Raw genomic sequence first — 15,850 nt, forward strand, 5'->3', positions numbered from 1 at the left:
ACCTTACCAGACCCGCGCCCCGCCTGGCGTCACGAGCCCGGCTGCGCGTAGGCCTCTTCGAAGAAATAGTCCTTCCATGAGGCCGCCTTGTTCTTGAGCACGCCGAGCTTTTCCAGCTCGTTTGCATAGACGAAGCTGCGGTGCGGCGACACGGTGAAGTCGTTTTCCGGGTCTTCCACGATCTTGCGCACCAGCTCGGGCGCGAGCTTGGACTTCTGCACGCGGATGAAGATCTCGGCGGCCTTGGCCTTGTCGGCCTTGATGATCTGCGCGGCCTCCACCAGCGCGTTGTAGAACGCCTTGTAGGTCTTGGGGTTCTCGTCGTGGAATTTCTGCGTGGTGTAGAGCACGTTGAAGGTGGCCGGGCCACCCAGGATGTCGTAGGAGCTGATGAGCTTGCGGATGTTGGGGTTGGAGGCGAGCGCCTGGTAGTAGAACGGCGCGCTCGAGAAATGCGTGTTGATCTCCGAGCCGCCCGCGATCAGCGCGGCCGTGGCCTCAGGGTGGGGCAGGCTCACCGAGATCTTGTCGAAGCGCTTGAAGTCGTCCTTGCCGAAGACGCGTGCCGTCTCGATCTGCAAGGTGCGCGACTGGAAGCCCACGCCCGCGGCGGGCACGGCGATGCGGTCCTTCTCGCCCAGGTCCTTCAGGGTCTTGACGCTGGGGCTGTTGGTCAGCAGGTAGTTGGGCAGCGAGCCCAGCGCCGCCACGGCCTTGACGTTCTGCTTGCCGCGCGTGCGGTCCCACAGCGTGAGCATGGGCGGCACGCCGGCCGACACCACGTCCAGCGAACCGGCCAGCAGGGCCTCGTTCATCGCCGTGGCGCCCGAGATGGCGGCCCACTCCACCTGCACATCCAGGCCCTGTTGCTTGCCGTGCTTTTCGATGAGCTGCTGGTCGCGCACCACGTCCAGGATCAGGTAGCCGATGCCGAACTGCTGGGCAATGCGGATCTTGCCCTCGGCCTGCGCCATCAGCGGCACCAGGCCCAGCAGCGTTGCAGCCGCCAGGCTGCGCCAGCGCTGTCCCTTTTGACCATCCCGTCCTGCCATTCCTTTTTTCCCTTGCGTTCGTTGATCGTCACCGCAACCACCGGTGGTGGCGCAGTGCAGGGGACGAACTCTAGGGGGAAGGCCCGTGCGGGGGAACGAATCAATCGTGGGTTCCTAAGAACCAACTCATCTATGGGCGTGGCTGCGGGTGGTAGTGCAGGTGCAGCGCCCGCCAGCCCTGGGTTGAGCGCTGCCAGAGTTCGGTGAAAAGCACGGTGGGAAGTTCACCGCGCGGCGTGGCGATGCGGCCCAGGCCGCGCGCCGACACGATGCCGTCGCTGACCGCATGCAGCTCCAGTTGCGCGTCCAGTGTGCGGCTGCCCGCCGGGAACCAGCGGCCCGCACGGACGGCGCTGGCAATGCTGGCCAGGCGCTCAGCGCCGGCCTCAATGCCGGCTTCACTCACGACGAAGAAGGAGGCGTCTTCCAGTTCGGCCAGCCGCCTCGTGTCGCCGGCCACATAGGCTTCATACCATTGCGTGCGCGTTGCGCGCAGTTCTTCCAGATGCAGCACCGCTGTCCTCTCCCTTGGCCATTGTCCGGACGATGGTAGCGGTGAACATGGCACGCACCGCGCGCGTTACGTGGTGTTGCCGCTGGCGCCTTGCCGTGCGGCGGGGTGCACCGGCCGGGCCAGGCCCAGGTGCTCGCGCAGCGTGCGGCCCTGGTACGCGGTGCGGAACAGGCCGCGGCGCTGCAGTTCGGGGATCACCAGGTCGGCAAAGTCCGCAAGGCCATGCGGCAGGGTGGGCGCCAGCACGTTGAAGCCATCGGCGGCGCCGGTGGTGAACCAGTGCTCCAGCTCGTCGGCAATGGATTCGGGCGTGCCCACGAGGGTCCAGTGCCCGCGTGCGCCGGCGACCTTTTCATAGAGCTGGCGGATGGACAGGTTCTCGCGCCGGGCCATGCCTTCGAACAGCTCCTGGCGGCTTTTCCAGCCCTCGGTCACGGGAAGGTCCTGCGGAAACGGCCCGTCGATGTCGTAGCCCGACAGGTCCACGTTACCCAGGAAGGTGGAGAGCAGGCCCACGCCCAGCACCGGGTCGATCAGGCCCTGAAGCTGGTCGAACTTGTCCTGCGCCTCCTGCCGCGTGCGCCCCACGAAAGGCGAAATGCCGGGCAGGATCTTGAGCTGGTCGGGCGTGCGGCCGTGCGCGGGCAGCCGGGCCTTGAGGCCGCTGTAGAAGGCCCGCGCTTCGGCGGCACTCTGCTGCGCGGTGAACACCACCTCGGCCGTGGCGGCGGCCAGGTCCTGGCCATCGCCCGAAGATCCCGCCTGCACCAGCACCGGGTAGCCCTGCGGCGCGCGCGGCGTCTGCAGGCCTCCGTGCACCTGGTAGTGCTCGCCGGTGTGGGCCACGCGGTGCAGTCGGTCGGGGTCGAAGAAGCGGTTGGCAGCCTTGTCGTGGATGAAGGCCTCGTCCTCCCAGGTATCCCACAGGCCCTTGACGATCTTCACGTACTCGTGGGCGCGGGCATAGCGGTGGGCGTGCGCGAGCTGCTGTTCCAGCCCGAAAGCGCGTGCCTCGAAATCGCTGCCCGAGGTGACCAGGTTCCAGCCGCTGCGCCCGCCGCTCACCTGGTCCAGCGAGGCGTACTTGCGCGCCAGGTGGTAGGGCGGCAGGTAGGTCGACGACACCGTGGCCACCAGGCCGATGTGCGTGGTGGACTGCGACAGCGCCGCCAGGCTGATGAGTGGATCGAGCGGGTACCACAGGGCGTTCTTGGCCACCACCGCGTCCGGTGGGCCGGGCAGGCCCACGTTGTCGGCGAAGAAGATGGCATCGAACTTGGCGGCTTCGGCGATGCGTGTCCATTCCTTGAGCGATTCGATGCGGCTGGCGGCACCGGGGTCCACATCGGGGTGGCGCCAGGCGGCCAGGTGGTGGCCGACGCCGAAGAAAAAGGCACCGAGGTGCATCTGGGGGCGGGGAGAGGTCATGCGGATCGGAAGGCGGTGGGCGGTATCACCAGGAGTGCGCCAGCAGCGGGGTCGGCAACGGCACGCAGGCCCCCTGCAAGGCCCTGCGACGCACCCGTTGGCGCACGTAGCCGCGGGGCGCCCGCCGCACCAGGGCGGCCGGCGAGAGGGGGGTAATGCCCCAGGCCCTGGCCGTGCGTGCGAGGATGCGTTCGGCAGAGACCTTGTGCAGGGCGGTGGTGGCGGGGGTCTCTATCATGCGACCCCGCCCGCTGTGGCGGCCAGGAAACCTGCAATCAGTGCAATGGCGCAGGCCACGACCAGGCCCACGGCGAGCTTGCGCAGCACGGTCCAGAAAGCGCCATCGGGTGGGGCCAGGTCGAGGTCTTCGGTGGTCACGGGCAACAGCATGTCGGGGCTCCTTGGGATGTTCATGGGGCGGATCGCTGGATGGATGCCGGTGGCCGTGGAATGCCGCCATTGTCCCGAAGCAGGGGCTGGCGGAGAACGACTTTCGCGTCAGTTGCATATCACCAAAACAACCGAGGGTTCCGCAGGCCCCGTGGCGCATCCATCCATGACCGCGCCAGGCCATTGTGGGCAGGCGCTGCGCGCATTCCAACGAAGGAATGCGAGTTAGCAGATGCGCTTTCCGTCCGGACGGGCGCTGGCGCTCAGTGTGCGGCCGCAAGTGCCGGCAGGAACTCCACACCGGTGCGTTTGACCAGTTCCTGGTAGCTGATGGGCGGCCCGGCCCGCTCGTCCGGGCGGTTGGCCTGCCAGTGCGCCCAGGCGCGCTGGGTGGTGGCGTCGTACACCAGCTTGAACAGGTGCGTGGGCACATGGACCTGGTTGGCGCCGATGGTCGGGCCGCCTGCGGCGAAGACCGGGCCGGTGATCACGTACACATCACCGCGGGCGCGCTGCGCATAGCGCCGCGTGTCCTGCTCGATGCGGGCCCACGGGCCACCGTTCTGCCTGGGGTCTTGCGGCACCATGTTGGCCAGCGAGAAGCTTTGCGCCATGGCCGTGGGCGTGTCCATGTCCGCCGCCGGGGCCATGTGGCCGCGGCTGTAGCCCGAGCGCTTGTAGTCGTCGAGCTCGGCGCGCTCGCCGCGCGGCAGCCGTGCGTCGGCAAAGAACTTGTCGGAGCGCTTCTCGTTGGCCCCCTCCAGCACCTGGCGGTTCAGGCGCTGGGCCACGTAGACCGGGGTGCGCGTCTGGCCACTGTGCAGCACGGCAAAGGCTTCGTAGCACAGCTCGCGCTGCTGGGCGCGGCGCGGCACCGGCGGCGGCTTGCCGCCCACGAAGAACTGCGGGCAATGCACAAAGCCGGTGGGCGGTGTGCTGCGCAGGCCGGGCAGGCTGTCGAGAAAGGTGGAAGAGGGGTTGCGAGCGAAAGAGGGGGCGGCGCCCAGGGCCAATGCCATGGCCGCCGTGGCCACGCGCATGGCGCGCGGCCAGGAAGAATGCAGGTTCAAAACGCGGTGTCAAAAAGCGAAAAAAGGCGCTGATTGAACCACCGCTGCAGCCCTGTTTTGGCCTTACGGGCCACAATGCCGCAAGGTTTTTCTGCCGCTTGCAGCGTTTACGTTTGGAGGCAGGAAACCGGGCCCGTCAAAGCTCTTTCGCGTACACGATGAAGCCGTGGTGTTTTGCCACTTTGTCGTAGAGTACGCGCCCTGCGGCATTGCCCTCCTGCGTCTGCCAGTACACACGCGACGAGCCGGCCGCGCGCGCCTGCCCGTACACCGCTTCGATCAGCATGCGGCCCACGCCGCGGCCGCGTGCCGCTTCGCGGGTGAACAGGTCGCTCAGGTAGCACACGGGCTCGATGCGTGTCATGCTGCGGTGGTACAGGTAGTGGGTCAGGCCCAGCAAGGCGCCGCTGCCGTCGTCCTCCTCGGCCACCAGGCAGTGCACCGGCTCGGCAGGGTCGAGAAAGCGCTGCCAGGTGCTCGCGGTGATGTGCTCGGGCAGTGCGGTGGCGCCAAAGCGCCCGTAGAAGGCGTTGTAGCCGTCCCAGAGCGGGCGCCAGGCGGCATAGTCACTCGCTGTGACGGGACGGACGTTCACGGAGCTCACCATGCGGGATTCTCCTGTCAGTGCTTGAGCACGCGGCCGGGGTTCATGATGCCCTGCGGGTCCAGCGCCTGCTTGACGGCACGCATCATCGACAGGGCCACGGGCGATTGGTACTTTTCGAGCTTGTCGGCCTTGAGTTCGCCGATGCCATGCTCGGCCGAGAAGGAGCCGCCGAATTCGGCTACGGCGTCGTACACCAGCTGGTGCACATGCTCCTCGTGGTCGCGCAGAAAGGCCTTGGGGTCGCCCTGCTCGGGCGCCTGCACGTTGTAGTGCAGGTTGCCATCGCCCAGGTGGCCGAAGTTCACCAGGCGCACGCCCGGGATCTCGCGGCGCAGCACGGCGTCGGTGTGGGCCACGAAGGCGGGAATGCGCGAGATCTGCACCGAGATGTCGTGCTTGATGTTCAGGCCCTCTTCGGCCTGCGCGAGCGGAATGTTCTCGCGGATGTGCCACAGCTGCTGGGCCTGGGTGAGGTTCTCGGCCACCACGGCGTCGGTCACGCAGCTGGCTTCGAAGGCGGTCTCCAGCAGCGCCTCGAAGCGGCCGCGCGCATGCTCTTCGGATTCGCTGTCGGAGTTTTCGAGCAGCACGCACCAGGGCGCGTTCTCGTCGCCCAGGAAGGGCACGCGCAGCTGCGGCATGTGCTTGCCCACCAGGCTCAGCGCGAACTGGCCCATGACCTCGAAGCCCGTGAGCCCTGCGCCCAGGTGCTTGTGCGCCAGGCCCAGCAGGGCCACGGCATGCTCCATGGAGGGCACGGCGGCCCAGGCCGTGAGGCGCGCCGCAGGCTCGGGGTAGAGCTTGAGCGTGGCCGCGGTGATGATGCCCAGCGTGCCCTCGCTGCCGACGAACAGGTCGCGCAGGTCGTAGCCGGTGTTGTCCTTGCGCAGGCCCTTCAAGCCGTTCCACACCTCGCCCTGGGCGGTGACGACCTCCAGGCCCAGGCACAGGTCGCGTGCGTTGCCGTAGCGCACCACCTGCGTGCCGCCGGCATTGGTGCCCAGGTTGCCACCGATGGTGCAACTGCCTTCGGCCGCCAGCGACAAGGGGAACAGCAGGCCCGCGTTCTGCGCCACGTCCTGCAGGTTCTGCAGGATGCAGCCGGCCTCCACCGTCATGGTGAGGTTGTCGGTGTCGATGTTGCGCACCGCATTCAGGCGTGTGAGGCTGAGCACGATCTGCGTGCCGCTGTCGTCGGGCGTGGAGCCCACCGCCAGGCCGGTGTTGCCGCCCTGCGGCACGATGGCCGTGCCGGCCGCGGCGCAGGCCTTGATCACGGCGGCCACTTCCTGCGTGCTGGCCGGGCGCACCACGGCCAGGGCCTTGCCGCGCACGCGGCGGCGCCAGTCCTGCTCCCAGGCAGTCAGGTCGCCATCGGCCAGCACGTTGGCCGGGCCGACCAGGGTGCGCAGGGTATCGAGGAGGGTGTTGGTGGTCATGTCGGTGGCCTTTCGTCTACGGCGTCTGGGGCTGCCGCTGCTCTCGTCGGGGCAGCGCAGCGTGGAGGGTGGAGCGGTGGGCGTGGGGGAGAGGGCTTGTGGGTCGGCGTGCGCTATCGGTGTCGATCACGCCGCGGGGGCCTGTGCCGGCCCCTCGCTGGATGCTTGCGTGCGGGCCGCCATGGCCTTGGCGTTGCGCTGGCGCAGCCGCACGTGCAGCGTGCAGGCCGTGAAGAGCACCAGGCACAACAGGATCTCGATCCAGGCCAGCCATTGCGACGGGGGCTTGTCACCCCAGCCGCGCACCACGCCTTCGGTGAAGTACAGCCAGATCACCAGGCTGACCCAGCGGTAGGTGTACATGCGGTTCTTGAGCAGGCCGGCCAGCGGAATGCACAGCGGCAAGGCCTTCAGCGCAATCCACGAACCGCCGGGGCGCACGGGGGCCAGCACCAGCTCCCATGCCAGGCACAGCACGATCAGTGCCATCACGCTGCCGGTGGCGGCCCAGCGGGTGGCGGCAATGGCATGGTCGGAGACGGGAAGGGGAGCGGTCATCAGGGGCAGATCAGGTAACGAACGGAGGACATGGTGGCGCCGTGCATGCAAGAGGGGGGGCGCGGCCGTCCATTGTCGCTGCTGGCCCGTGCCGCGCTTGGGGCCACAATGCGTGCTGGATGCGCTGGGCGCATCCCTGCGATGCAGCCAGCGTTTTTACACCACCCTGTGGTCCTCTTGCGGACCTGGGATCATATCGGCCATGCCCTTGACCCTGCAGACTGTAGCCTTGCGCACCGAAGCGCTGATCACGCAGCTGTCGCATTTCCCCTGGAAAACGACGGCCCAGACCCTGCGCGAGCGCTTTCGCGAGGACCACCTGGGCCTGACGGCCAGCAGCCTGACCTTCACCACCACGCTGGCGCTGGTGCCCTTCTTCGTGGTGGCGCTGGCGGTGTTCACCGCGTTTCCCATCTTCGGCAAGGTGCAGGACGTGCTGCAGCGCTGGCTGGTGGACAGCCTGGTGCCTGACAGCATCTCGCGCCAGGTACTGGGCTACCTCACGCAGTTTGCGGCCAAGGCCAGCAGCCTGGGTGTGGCGGGATTCAGCATTCTGCTGGCCACGGCGCTGGCCCTGATCCTGACCATGGACCGCACGCTCAACGACATCTGGCGCGTGCGCCGCCTGCGCCCCCTGGGCCAGCGCGTGCTGATCTACTGGGCCGCCATCACCCTGGGCCCGTTGCTGCTGGGCGTGAGCCTGGCGGTGACTTCGTACGTCATGTCGGCCTCGGGCGGCCTGGTGCGGGCCCTGCCCAGCGGCGTGCAGCTGCTGTTCGATTCGATCCAGTTCTTCGTGCTGGCCGGCTGCATGGCAGCGCTCTACCACTATGTGCCCAACACCCCGGTGAAGTGGCGCCACGCCTGGGCCGGCGGCCTGTTCGTCTCGGTTTGCATCGAGCTGGCCAAGCGGGTGCTGGCGATCTACCTGAGCAACGTGCCCACCTACTCGGTGGTCTACGGCGCCTTCGCCACCCTGCCCATCCTGCTGGTCTGGATCTACGTGGCCTGGGTCATCGTGCTGCTGGGCGCGGTGGTGACTGCCTACCTGCCCAGCCTGCTGGCCGGTGTGGCGCGGCGCGGCACTGTGGCGGGCTGGCACTTCCAGCTGGCGGTGGAGGTGCTGCAGGAGCTGTACCTGGCGCGCCGCCATGCGCAAAAGGGGCTGCGCGCGAGCGAACTGGCACTGCTGCTGCGGCTTGACGTGCTGCAGCTGGAGCCGGTGCTCGATGCACTGGTTTCTCTGGATTGGGTGGGGCAGATCAACGACGCCACGAGCGACCCCGACGCGGCGGATGTGGCCGAGCCGCGGTACCTGCTGCTGGTGGATCCTCTGGCTACTCCGGCTGAGCCGTTGGTGGAGAAGTTGCTGTTGGAGCGGGTGGAGAGCCTGGGGTCGTTTTGGAGCAGTACGGGGTTGGAGAGGATGAAGGTGGCGGATTTGATTCGGGGGCGGTGATCTTTGGTTTTTTGGTGTGGTTGCTGCGTGCCTTGATTGAGGGCGGAGGCCGGGATGTGCGCCCGGCGGCGCAGTAACTTTCTCTTGCGTCGCCAAGAGAAAGTCACCAAAGAGAAGGCGACCCCGCTGCCCGTGTCCCCCTCGCCTGGGGCGAGGGGGCAGCCTGTGATGCTCGGTCCTGAGGTGTGCCGCAGAACTCGCTTCGTTCTTCGAACTCCGCTCAGACAGCTGCGGCAAGCCAGACAACGATGCGCGTGTCCTTCGGCACGCGCTCACCCCAGGCCCTGCGCTTCTCGGCACGGTCAGAAGGGGGTGGGAACGGGCCCCACACGGGCCATTGCTTCGCTCGGCCCGGTAGTCCTTCGCTGCGCTCGGCTCGCCAGGGCGATCGCGCCCAGCCCACCGGCAGCGCGCAGCGCGTAGCCGACACCCGGCGCGGCTGCCAAGGCAGCAGCCGAGTGGTACCCGCTCCCCACCCCAGTTCCGAGCACCGCAGGTTGCCCCCATCGCCCTCCGGGCGATGGGGGACGCAGACTGGGGGCCGCCTTCTCTTTGGTGACTTTCTCTTGGCGGCCCAAGAGAAAGTTACTGCGCCGCCGGGCGCACATCCCGGCTCCCGCACCGAACATAGGCATGTAGCTGAAACGACCCCGAAACTCAACGAGCCGGTGCCGCCACAGAAGCCGCCGGCCCCACTACGGCAGGAGCAGCCGCCGCACCACTGGCCCCAGCCGCCGGTGCCGCAACGGGCGGCGTCACCGTCACCTGCGGCACCCACCGATCCAACCAATGCGCCCGCCAGGCCACGAACCCCACCACCACAACAGCCACCAACACCCCCAGCGCCACCCATACAGGACTGCGCGACTCCGCAAACGGATCATCCAGCATGCGCCGCGCATTCACCGGCACCTTGGCCGTCTGCGACAGGGATCCGCCCAAACGCGTGTTCACCCGCATGCGCCCATTGATCGCCCAGCCGCTTGCATCGAGGATGGGCCCCAGGCTGCGCTGGCGCAGTTTGAGCCAGGCGATCAGCATGCTTGGCCCCGAGATCGCGAGCACGATGCCCAGGATCGCCAGGGGGATCCACATCCCCAGGTCCACGAACTTGCCGAAGATGCCCACCAGCACCGCGCTGATGCTGCCCAGCGCCACGCCGATGGCGGCCACGGTGCCCACGTCCGTGCGCCTCGCCGCGCCGGGGAGCGTGGTGAGGCTGCCGGCCGTGTTGCCCGCGGTCTTGGCGTCGGTGCCGGCCAGGGTGCCGGCCGTCGTGCCCAGGGATTTCTGCACGCGTGCGTCGCTGGCCGAGGCGCGCCTGGCGACCTGCTCTTCGATCATGCGCACAAACTTCTTGTACGGCGAAAAGAAGGCCTGGCGGATGCTCGTGGGGTTCTCGATGATGCGCGTGATGGTTGCGTCCCAGTCGTTGCCGTCGCGGTCGTAGAACACGCCGTTGCGGCCCACGAAGAGAAAATCCACGTCGCCCGCGGTGAAGGCCGCCACGATGCCCATCTTGTGGCCCTTGCGCGTGCAGTCGCAGTAGGCCAGGTAGGTCTTGGCCAGGCCGGCCAGCTTGGCGTGGCGCGCGGCGTCGGGTACCTGCACCACCAGGTCGCAGCTGCGCGCATCGAGGTACAGCGTGCCGGCCTGGAAGACGGCGCCGCGGCGCTGGTAGAAGGCGGAGAACGAGACGAAATTGTTGAGCAGCTCCAGCAGCCCTTGCTTGAAGCGCAGCAGCTTCTCCAGTGCCAGGGCCTGCTGGTTGTGCGCTTCCTCGGCTTCGTCCTCTGCGATCAGGGCCATCACGCGCTGCTCGGCATCCCCGGCGAGCAGGGCCTCGCGCACCTCTTCGTCCAGGGTGTCCAGGCGGGTGGCAGGCCGGTCGGCCAGCCACTGCTGGCAAGGGGCCAGGGCCTTCTGGATCAACTGCCATTCGTCCTGGGTCAGGCTCTCGGCATCGCTGCGGGCCAGCAGGGGCTCCACGGTGCGCTCGCGGAAATTGCGCAAGGCCTTGGCCCAGGCCGGGTTCACGCCGCGCGCGAGGGGCAGGGCGCCGCCGGGCGTGATGGGCGCCAGGGGCAGGGTGGTGATGGCGGGCGAGGCCAGGCCCAGGTTTTTGCCGGACATGGCGCTGTACTCCTCGAGCGAGGGGTTGAGTGCGGTGGCCGCGCGCGGGTCGTAGGTGGCCAGGCGCGTGCGGGCAAAAAAATCCTCGACCTTGGCGGCCACGGCATTCATGGCCTCGGTGGCGGCCAGCGTGCGCTCGCCCAGGGCCAGGCCCGTGGTGGCTTCGCGCGCTTTGGCGGCCCAGGCCTTGAGCTGGTTCAGGTCGGCAAAGAAGGCCTCGGCGCGCTGGCGGTCGATGCCGGGCAACTGTTTGTCGGTGGCGGGCGGAATGCTGCCGTGCACGGTGATGATGTGGCCGATGGCCTCGCGCGCCACGGTGTCGTCGCCGGCCGTCTCGGTGCTGATGATGCCGTCGCCATTGAAGCGCATCGCGCTGAGCTGCTTGCCACGCTCCACCACATCGGCCAGGGCAATCGCGGTCGCTTCGGGCCGGCCGGCCATGGCCAGCAGGCGCCGCGCCTCGGCGGCGAGGGCCGCGCCCTCCTCGGTGCCGCTGTCGATGGCGTCGATCTCCAGCACATCGCCGGGCCGGGCCAGTTCCCCGGGGTCGCGCAGGCGGGCACAGGCCCAGGCGCAGGCGGCGAGCAATTCGGGCGGGCGGATGCGGCCGTCCTGGTCGGTGTCGATCAGGTCCAGCGTGCGCTCGTCGAACTCGATGCCGCGCGTGGGGCAGGCCAGGGCCACCCAGAGCTTCTGGTCGAGTTCGGCGAGGTGGGCGATGTCGTCGCCGCTCTGGATGATGACCTGGTCCACGCCGCCGGCGCGAAAGAACTGCCAGGCGTGTTGCGGTGGGGGCTGCTCGGGTTGCAGGGGGGCTGGGTGGGCGGGAAGGGTTGCAGAGACGGTCGGGTGCGGCGGCTGGTCCATGCCCTTGATTGTCGGCAGGCGGCAGGGCGGGCCGCCCCGGACCTGGGCGAACGGCCCTGTAGGCCGCCTCCTACGATCTCTGGAGGCTCGCGCCCAGCCAGCGCAGCGGGTTGAAGCCCGTGACCAGCCCCGTGGCCACCAGCACCAGCAGGCCGCCCCAGAGCATGCCCGGGCCCAGTGCCTCGCCCAGGAACAAATGGCCCCAGGCCACGCCGAACAGCGGGATCATGAAGGCGCTGCTCATGGCGGCCACGGGCGACACCTGGGCCAGCAGGCGCAGGTTGAGCCAGTAGGCCAGGCCCGAGGTGACGATGCCCATCACCGCCACGGCCGCCAGCGCGCCGGGCGTGAACTGCGCCTCGGGCAGGCTCCAGGCGGCTCCTGGCGCCAGCATGAGCAGGGCTGTGCCGTGGATGCCGGCGGCAATCGCCAGCGGCGGCATGCGCGTGGTGGCGCGCTTCATCCAGGGCGTGGAGACGCCGTAGCAGGCCGAGGCCACCATGCAGGCCACGGCCGCGATGATGAGGGCTGGCGTGGGCGCGACCGGACCCAGTTGCACGATGAGCGCCACGCCCGCAAAGCCGCAGATGCAGCCCAGCCACTTGCGCGTGCTCAGCGTGTCCTCCTTGAGCCAGGCCGCGGCGATCACGCTGAAGGGCACGGCCATGGTGTTGAGCAGCGAGCTGTAGCCTGCGGGCAGGTGCAGCGCAGCCCAGGAATACAGCAGGAAGGGAATGGCCACCGTGAGCGCGCCCAGGCCCACCAGCTCGCGCCAGTGGCGCCAGGGCCAGCGCTCGCCAGCGAAGCGCATCAGCGCCATGAGCGTAAGCGTGGCCAGCCCGATGCGCAGGGCCGCCATGACATTGGGGCCGAGCACGGGGCTCGCGATGCGGATGAAAAGAAAGGAGGCGCCCCACAGGGCAGACAGCAGCACCAGCTGCAGGAAATGGCGGGTCTTCACCCGTGCATTGTCGGCCAGCCGCACAAAGTCTGCTGGCGGCTGCGCGGCGGCAGCCTGGCTACCTTACTTGCGCACCTCGTCCACCATGGCGCGGAAGTCGTCGATGTCCTCGAAGCTGCGGTACACGCTGGCAAAGCGGATGTAGGCGATCTTGTCGAGCTTCTTGAGCTCGCGCATCACCAGCTCGCCGATGCGGCTGGAGAGCACTTCGCGCTGGCCCAGGTTGAGCAGCTTTTCCTCGATGCGCTCGATGGCGCTGTCGATCTGCGTGGTGCTCACGGGGCGCTTTCGCAGCGCCAGGTTGAACGAGCCGAGCAGCTTGCCGCGTTCGTACTCGATGCGCCGGCCGTCCTTCTTGACGATGGCCGGGAAGTTCACTTCCGGCCGTTCGTAGGTGGTAAAGCGCTTGTCGCAGGCACCGCATTGGCGCCTGCGGCGGATGAAATCCCCTTCTTCAGACACCCGGGTCTCGACGACCTGCGTTTCCTGGTGGCTGCAAAAGGGGCATTTCATGGTCGTGCTGCGCCGCTGTCGATCAGCGGTAGACCGGGAAGCGGGCCGTCAGCGCATTGACCTTGGCACGCACGGCGGCGATGTTGGCCTCGTCGCGTGGGTTGTCCAGCACGTCGGCGATCAGGTTGGCCGTGGCGCGGGCTTCTTCTTCCTTGAAGCCGCGCGTGGTCATGGCGGGGGTGCCGATGCGCACGCCGCTGGTCACCATCGGCTTTTCAGGGTCGTTGGGGATGGCGTTCTTGTTGATGGTCATGTGGGCGGAGCCCAGCACGGCCTCGGCTTCCTTGCCGGTGATGCCCTTGGCGCGCAGGTCGACCAGCATGACGTGGCTTTGCGTGCCGCCGGAGACGATGCGCAGGCCGCGTGCGGTCAGCGTTTCGGCCACGACCTGGGCGTTCTTGATCACTTGTTCCTGGTAGGCCTTGAAGCTGGGCTCCAGCGCTTCCTTGAAGGCCACGGCCTTGGCTGCGATCACGTGCATCAGCGGGCCGCCTTGCAGGCCGGGGAAGATGGCGCTGTTGATGGCCTTCTCGTGCTCGGCCTTCATCAGGATGATGCCGCCGCGCGGGCCGCGCAGGCTCTTGTGCGTGGTGGAGGTGACCACGTCGGCATGGGGCACGGGGTTGGGGTACACGCCTGCGGCGATCAGGCCGGCGTAGTGGGCCATGTCCACCATGAAGATCGCGCCCACGTCCTTGGCCACCTTGGCAAAGCGAGCGAAGTCGATGTGCAGGCTGTAGGCCGAGGCACCGGCGATGATCAGCTTGGGCTTGGTCTCGTGCGCCTTCTTTTCCATGGCGTCGTAGTCCAGCACTTCGTTGGCGTCGAGGCCGTAGGAGACCACGTTGAACCACTTGCCCGACATGTTCAGCGGCATGCCATGCGTGAGGTGGCCGCCTTCGGCCAGGCTCATGCCCATGATGGTGTCGCCGGGCTTGAGGAAGGCCAGGAACACGGCCTCGTTGGCCGATGCGCCGCAGTGCGGCTGCACGTTGGCGGCTTCGGCGCCGAAGATCTTCTTGACGCGGTCGATGGCCAGCTGCTCGGCCACGTCCACATGCTCGCAGCCACCGTAGTAGCGCTTGCCGGGGTAGCCCTCGGCGTACTTGTTGGTCAGCTGGGTGCCCTGGGCCCACATCACAGCGGGCGAGGCGTAGTTCTCGCTGGCGATCAGCTCGATGTGGTGCTCTTGCCGGGCGTTCTCGGCCGTGATGGCGGCAAACAGTTCGGGGTCGGTCTGTTCGACAAGAATATTGCGGTCGTACATGGTGTGGCAGTCCTATGAACTTGTGTCCCTTGAAACAAGGGCTGCCCAGGCGAACGGCGGAACGCGGCAGGCATGGCACCCGCGCGGCACGCTCCCCAGTGGTTCACAAGGGGCCAGCCCTTGTCGGTTTCCACGTCAGCGGCAACCCGGTTGCGGGCTGCGCCTATCGCCAGTTGCGTACCCGCGTAGTGTATCCCAGGCAGCGCCCGGCTGCGCCGGGATGGCAGATCTCTCAGGAGGGCTGCGAGAGCAAGGCCACCTTGTCGCTGCCACCGCTGGCTGGCGAGGCGGATGCCGGCAGCTTGGCCGAGGCGGGCACCGATTGCACCGGGGCCTGCGTGGACAGGGTGGGCGGCGGGTTGGTGGGCATGGCGCGGCCGCCGGCCACCTGGCGCAGGCGGAAATGCTCGGCCAGCACCTTGGCGGTGTAGCCACCGTCGTCGGGCAGGTTGGCTGCGCCCACGTAGTAGCGCAGGCCGCCTTCGAGCGAGCCGGCGCGGGCAATGCATTCCTGCAGCACCTTCACGCCCACGCGCAGATTGGTCACGGGGTCGAAGGCCGCGAAGTGGCCGCCGAAGTTCTGGTACTTCTCGGTGTGCACGGTGGTCATCACCTGCATCAGGCCCTGGGCACCCACGGCGCTTTGTGCGAAGGGGTTGAAGTTCGACTCGATGGCCATGATGGCCAGGATCAGGGTCGGGTCGAGCCTGTTGCGCGCGCCCAGTTCATAGGCCTCGGCCACCAGCACGCTCAGGGGCTCGGGGGCCACGCGGTACTTCTTGCTCAGCCAGAAGGCCACGGCCGCCTGCTCCTTGGGCAGGTCCTTGGGGTTGCCTGCGGTGGCGCGTTCGCTCGCTTCGGGCTCGATGGGCATGCCCAGCACGGCGACCTGGCGCGCCTGCAGCCAGTTCATGAGTCTTTCTTCTCCAGCCTGGCGCAGGTCGGGCCGGGCGGTCAGTGCGATTGCGATGAATGCAACGGTCAGCCCGATGAGGGCGAAGCTGCTGTGGGTGATTTCAAGAAAACCTTCGGTCACGTCGGCGGCGAAGGTTCGCACGCCCGAGACCACTTTTCCTGACGCTGTCATAGCTCTTCCTTTCTGGGGCGCTTCCCTGAGGCCCTGCAACCACGGGTGGTTGGCAGGATCAGGCGTATCACCTGGATTGGTACGCCATCAATTTCAGGGCCTGCAAAAAGCAAGAGGGCCGTGAGTTGACTTAGCCGGGTTCGGCAGCGGGGTTGGGGTTTTTACTAGCCGTTTTTGAGGCTGGCGGATTCTAGGAGGTCACCAAATAGCTAGTCAATACTAACAAATTGCAATGTTAGATGAATTTGTAATGAAAAATCTGGTAATAAACACAGGTTTTGGGGTTTTTTCCCTCGGAAGGCCGGTGGTGTGCACCAGAGGGCCATGACACCGCTATGTCAAATTCAATCGGCTTTTTCCTACCCATTGCAAAACCGGCTTGAGGTCCCGAAGCGACTTTGGTAAGGTTCAGTGGCCTGTTGATTTCAGGCATCGCCAGACGAAGCGAACTCTCCCGCCGATGGGCATTCAGTGCCGCGGTGCAGCAGATGAAACTTCTATGGCA

The 15,850-nt window shown here is 67.5% G+C and carries 15 protein-coding genes and 1 riboswitch; of the genes, 1 reads left to right on the top strand and 14 read right to left on the bottom strand.

Annotated features, from left to right (window positions below; translation table 11 throughout):
* Positions 1-29: 29 nt before the first annotated feature.
* From HNP48_RS24905 to HNP48_RS24945, 9 genes are all read right to left on the bottom strand, one after another.
* On the bottom strand, positions 30-1,052 hold the full coding sequence (locus HNP48_RS24905; RefSeq protein ID WP_184862190.1) for an ABC transporter substrate-binding protein: 1,023 nt from the start codon (positions 1,050-1,052) through the stop codon (positions 30-32).
* 130 nt (positions 1,053-1,182) lie between these two features.
* Positions 1,183-1,566, bottom strand: coding sequence for a DUF4440 domain-containing protein (locus tag HNP48_RS24910; RefSeq protein ID WP_184862192.1), 384 nt, complete (start codon positions 1,564-1,566; stop codon positions 1,183-1,185).
* 66 nt (positions 1,567-1,632) lie between these two features.
* A complete protein-coding gene (locus HNP48_RS24915) occupies positions 1,633-2,994 on the bottom strand; it encodes an LLM class flavin-dependent oxidoreductase (protein WP_184862194.1) in 1,362 nt (453 codons plus the stop codon).
* A gap of 25 nt (positions 2,995-3,019) precedes the next feature.
* Entirely contained in the window at positions 3,020-3,232 is a 213-nt protein-coding gene (locus tag HNP48_RS24920) for a hypothetical protein (protein WP_184862196.1), read from the bottom strand.
* The gene (locus HNP48_RS24925) at positions 3,229-3,408 is read right to left on the bottom strand and encodes a hypothetical protein (RefSeq protein WP_221480340.1); all 180 of its coding nucleotides are present in this window, start codon (positions 3,406-3,408) and stop codon (positions 3,229-3,231) included. Before HNP48_RS24925 ends, HNP48_RS24920 begins: the two co-directional genes overlap by 4 nt.
* A 239-nt stretch (positions 3,409-3,647) precedes the next feature.
* Entirely contained in the window at positions 3,648-4,424 is a 777-nt protein-coding gene (locus HNP48_RS24930) for a DNA/RNA non-specific endonuclease (protein WP_184862504.1), read from the bottom strand.
* Between the two features lie 166 nt (positions 4,425-4,590).
* Positions 4,591-5,061: a GNAT family N-acetyltransferase gene (locus tag HNP48_RS24935; RefSeq protein ID WP_184862199.1), complete on the bottom strand. Its 471-nt coding sequence runs from the start codon at positions 5,059-5,061 to the stop codon at positions 4,591-4,593.
* 14 nt (positions 5,062-5,075) lie between these two features.
* Positions 5,076-6,500, bottom strand: coding sequence for an FAD-binding oxidoreductase (locus HNP48_RS24940; protein WP_184862201.1), 1,425 nt, complete (start codon positions 6,498-6,500; stop codon positions 5,076-5,078).
* A gap of 126 nt (positions 6,501-6,626) precedes the next feature.
* Positions 6,627-7,058, bottom strand: a complete 432-nt coding sequence (locus HNP48_RS24945) for a DUF2069 domain-containing protein (RefSeq protein ID WP_184862203.1) — start codon at positions 7,056-7,058, stop codon at positions 6,627-6,629.
* Positions 7,059-7,260: 202 nt separating this feature from the next.
* Here HNP48_RS24945 and HNP48_RS24950 point away from each other — a divergent pair, with 202 nt between their 5' ends.
* The gene (locus HNP48_RS24950; RefSeq protein ID WP_184862205.1) at positions 7,261-8,517 is read left to right on the top strand and encodes a YihY family inner membrane protein; all 1,257 of its coding nucleotides are present in this window, start codon (positions 7,261-7,263) and stop codon (positions 8,515-8,517) included.
* Positions 8,518-9,174: 657 nt separating this feature from the next.
* On the opposite strand, the gene HNP48_RS24955 is transcribed toward HNP48_RS24950, so the two are convergent.
* The 5 genes from HNP48_RS24955 to HNP48_RS24975 all read right to left on the bottom strand — a co-directional run bounded on the left by HNP48_RS24955 (position 9,175) and on the right by HNP48_RS24975 (position 15,345).
* Positions 9,175-11,517, bottom strand: coding sequence for a hypothetical protein (locus HNP48_RS24955; protein WP_260420377.1), 2,343 nt, complete (start codon positions 11,515-11,517; stop codon positions 9,175-9,177).
* A 70-nt stretch (positions 11,518-11,587) separates the two neighbouring features.
* Positions 11,588-12,478 (bottom strand): DMT family transporter, encoded by an 891-nt coding sequence (locus tag HNP48_RS24960; RefSeq protein WP_184862207.1) that lies wholly within the window; start codon positions 12,476-12,478, stop codon positions 11,588-11,590.
* Between the two features lie 63 nt (positions 12,479-12,541).
* Positions 12,542-12,991 carry a transcriptional regulator NrdR gene (gene nrdR, locus HNP48_RS24965; protein WP_007856647.1) on the bottom strand — a complete coding sequence of 150 codons (450 nt, stop codon included), beginning with the start codon at positions 12,989-12,991 and terminating at the stop codon, positions 12,542-12,544.
* Positions 12,992-13,013: 22 nt separating this feature from the next.
* Positions 13,014-14,258, bottom strand: coding sequence for a serine hydroxymethyltransferase (gene glyA, locus HNP48_RS24970; RefSeq protein WP_184862209.1), 1,245 nt, complete (start codon positions 14,256-14,258; stop codon positions 13,014-13,016).
* Between the two features lie 36 nt (positions 14,259-14,294).
* A riboswitch (ZMP/ZTP riboswitch) is annotated at positions 14,295-14,445 on the bottom strand.
* A 45-nt stretch (positions 14,446-14,490) separates the two neighbouring features.
* The gene (locus tag HNP48_RS24975; RefSeq protein ID WP_184862211.1) at positions 14,491-15,345 is read right to left on the bottom strand and encodes a lytic transglycosylase domain-containing protein; all 855 of its coding nucleotides are present in this window, start codon (positions 15,343-15,345) and stop codon (positions 14,491-14,493) included.
* Between the last annotated feature and the right edge of the window lie 505 nt (positions 15,346-15,850).

Origin of the sequence: Acidovorax soli (genome assembly GCF_014207955.1) — a bacterium.
Taxonomy (GTDB): Bacteria; Pseudomonadota; Gammaproteobacteria; order Burkholderiales; family Burkholderiaceae_C; genus Acidovorax; species Acidovorax soli_A.

Coding starts and splice junctions, on each gene's coding strand:
- HNP48_RS24905 (WP_184862190.1), bottom strand. CDS start 1,052: ATGGCAGGACGGGATGGTCAAAAGGGACAGCGCTGGCGCAGCCTGGCG.
- HNP48_RS24915 (WP_184862194.1), bottom strand. CDS start 2,994: ATGACCTCTCCCCGCCCCCAGATGCACCTCGGTGCCTTTTTCTTCGGC.
- HNP48_RS24920 (WP_184862196.1), bottom strand. CDS start 3,232: ATGATAGAGACCCCCGCCACCACCGCCCTGCACAAGGTCTCTGCCGAA.
- HNP48_RS24925 (WP_221480340.1), bottom strand. CDS start 3,408: ATGAACATCCCAAGGAGCCCCGACATGCTGTTGCCCGTGACCACCGAA.
- HNP48_RS24930 (WP_184862504.1), bottom strand. CDS start 4,424: ATGCGCGTGGCCACGGCGGCCATGGCATTGGCCCTGGGCGCCGCCCCC.
- HNP48_RS24935 (WP_184862199.1), bottom strand. CDS start 5,061: ATGGTGAGCTCCGTGAACGTCCGTCCCGTCACAGCGAGTGACTATGCC.
- HNP48_RS24940 (WP_184862201.1), bottom strand. CDS start 6,500: ATGACCACCAACACCCTCCTCGATACCCTGCGCACCCTGGTCGGCCCG.
- HNP48_RS24945 (WP_184862203.1), bottom strand. CDS start 7,058: ATGACCGCTCCCCTTCCCGTCTCCGACCATGCCATTGCCGCCACCCGC.
- HNP48_RS24950 (WP_184862205.1), top strand. CDS start 7,261: ATGCCCTTGACCCTGCAGACTGTAGCCTTGCGCACCGAAGCGCTGATC.
- HNP48_RS24955 (WP_260420377.1), bottom strand. CDS start 11,517: ATGGACCAGCCGCCGCACCCGACCGTCTCTGCAACCCTTCCCGCCCAC.
- nrdR (WP_007856647.1), bottom strand. CDS start 12,991: ATGAAATGCCCCTTTTGCAGCCACCAGGAAACGCAGGTCGTCGAGACC.
- glyA (WP_184862209.1), bottom strand. CDS start 14,258: ATGTACGACCGCAATATTCTTGTCGAACAGACCGACCCCGAACTGTTT.
- HNP48_RS24975 (WP_184862211.1), bottom strand. CDS start 15,345: ATGACAGCGTCAGGAAAAGTGGTCTCGGGCGTGCGAACCTTCGCCGCC.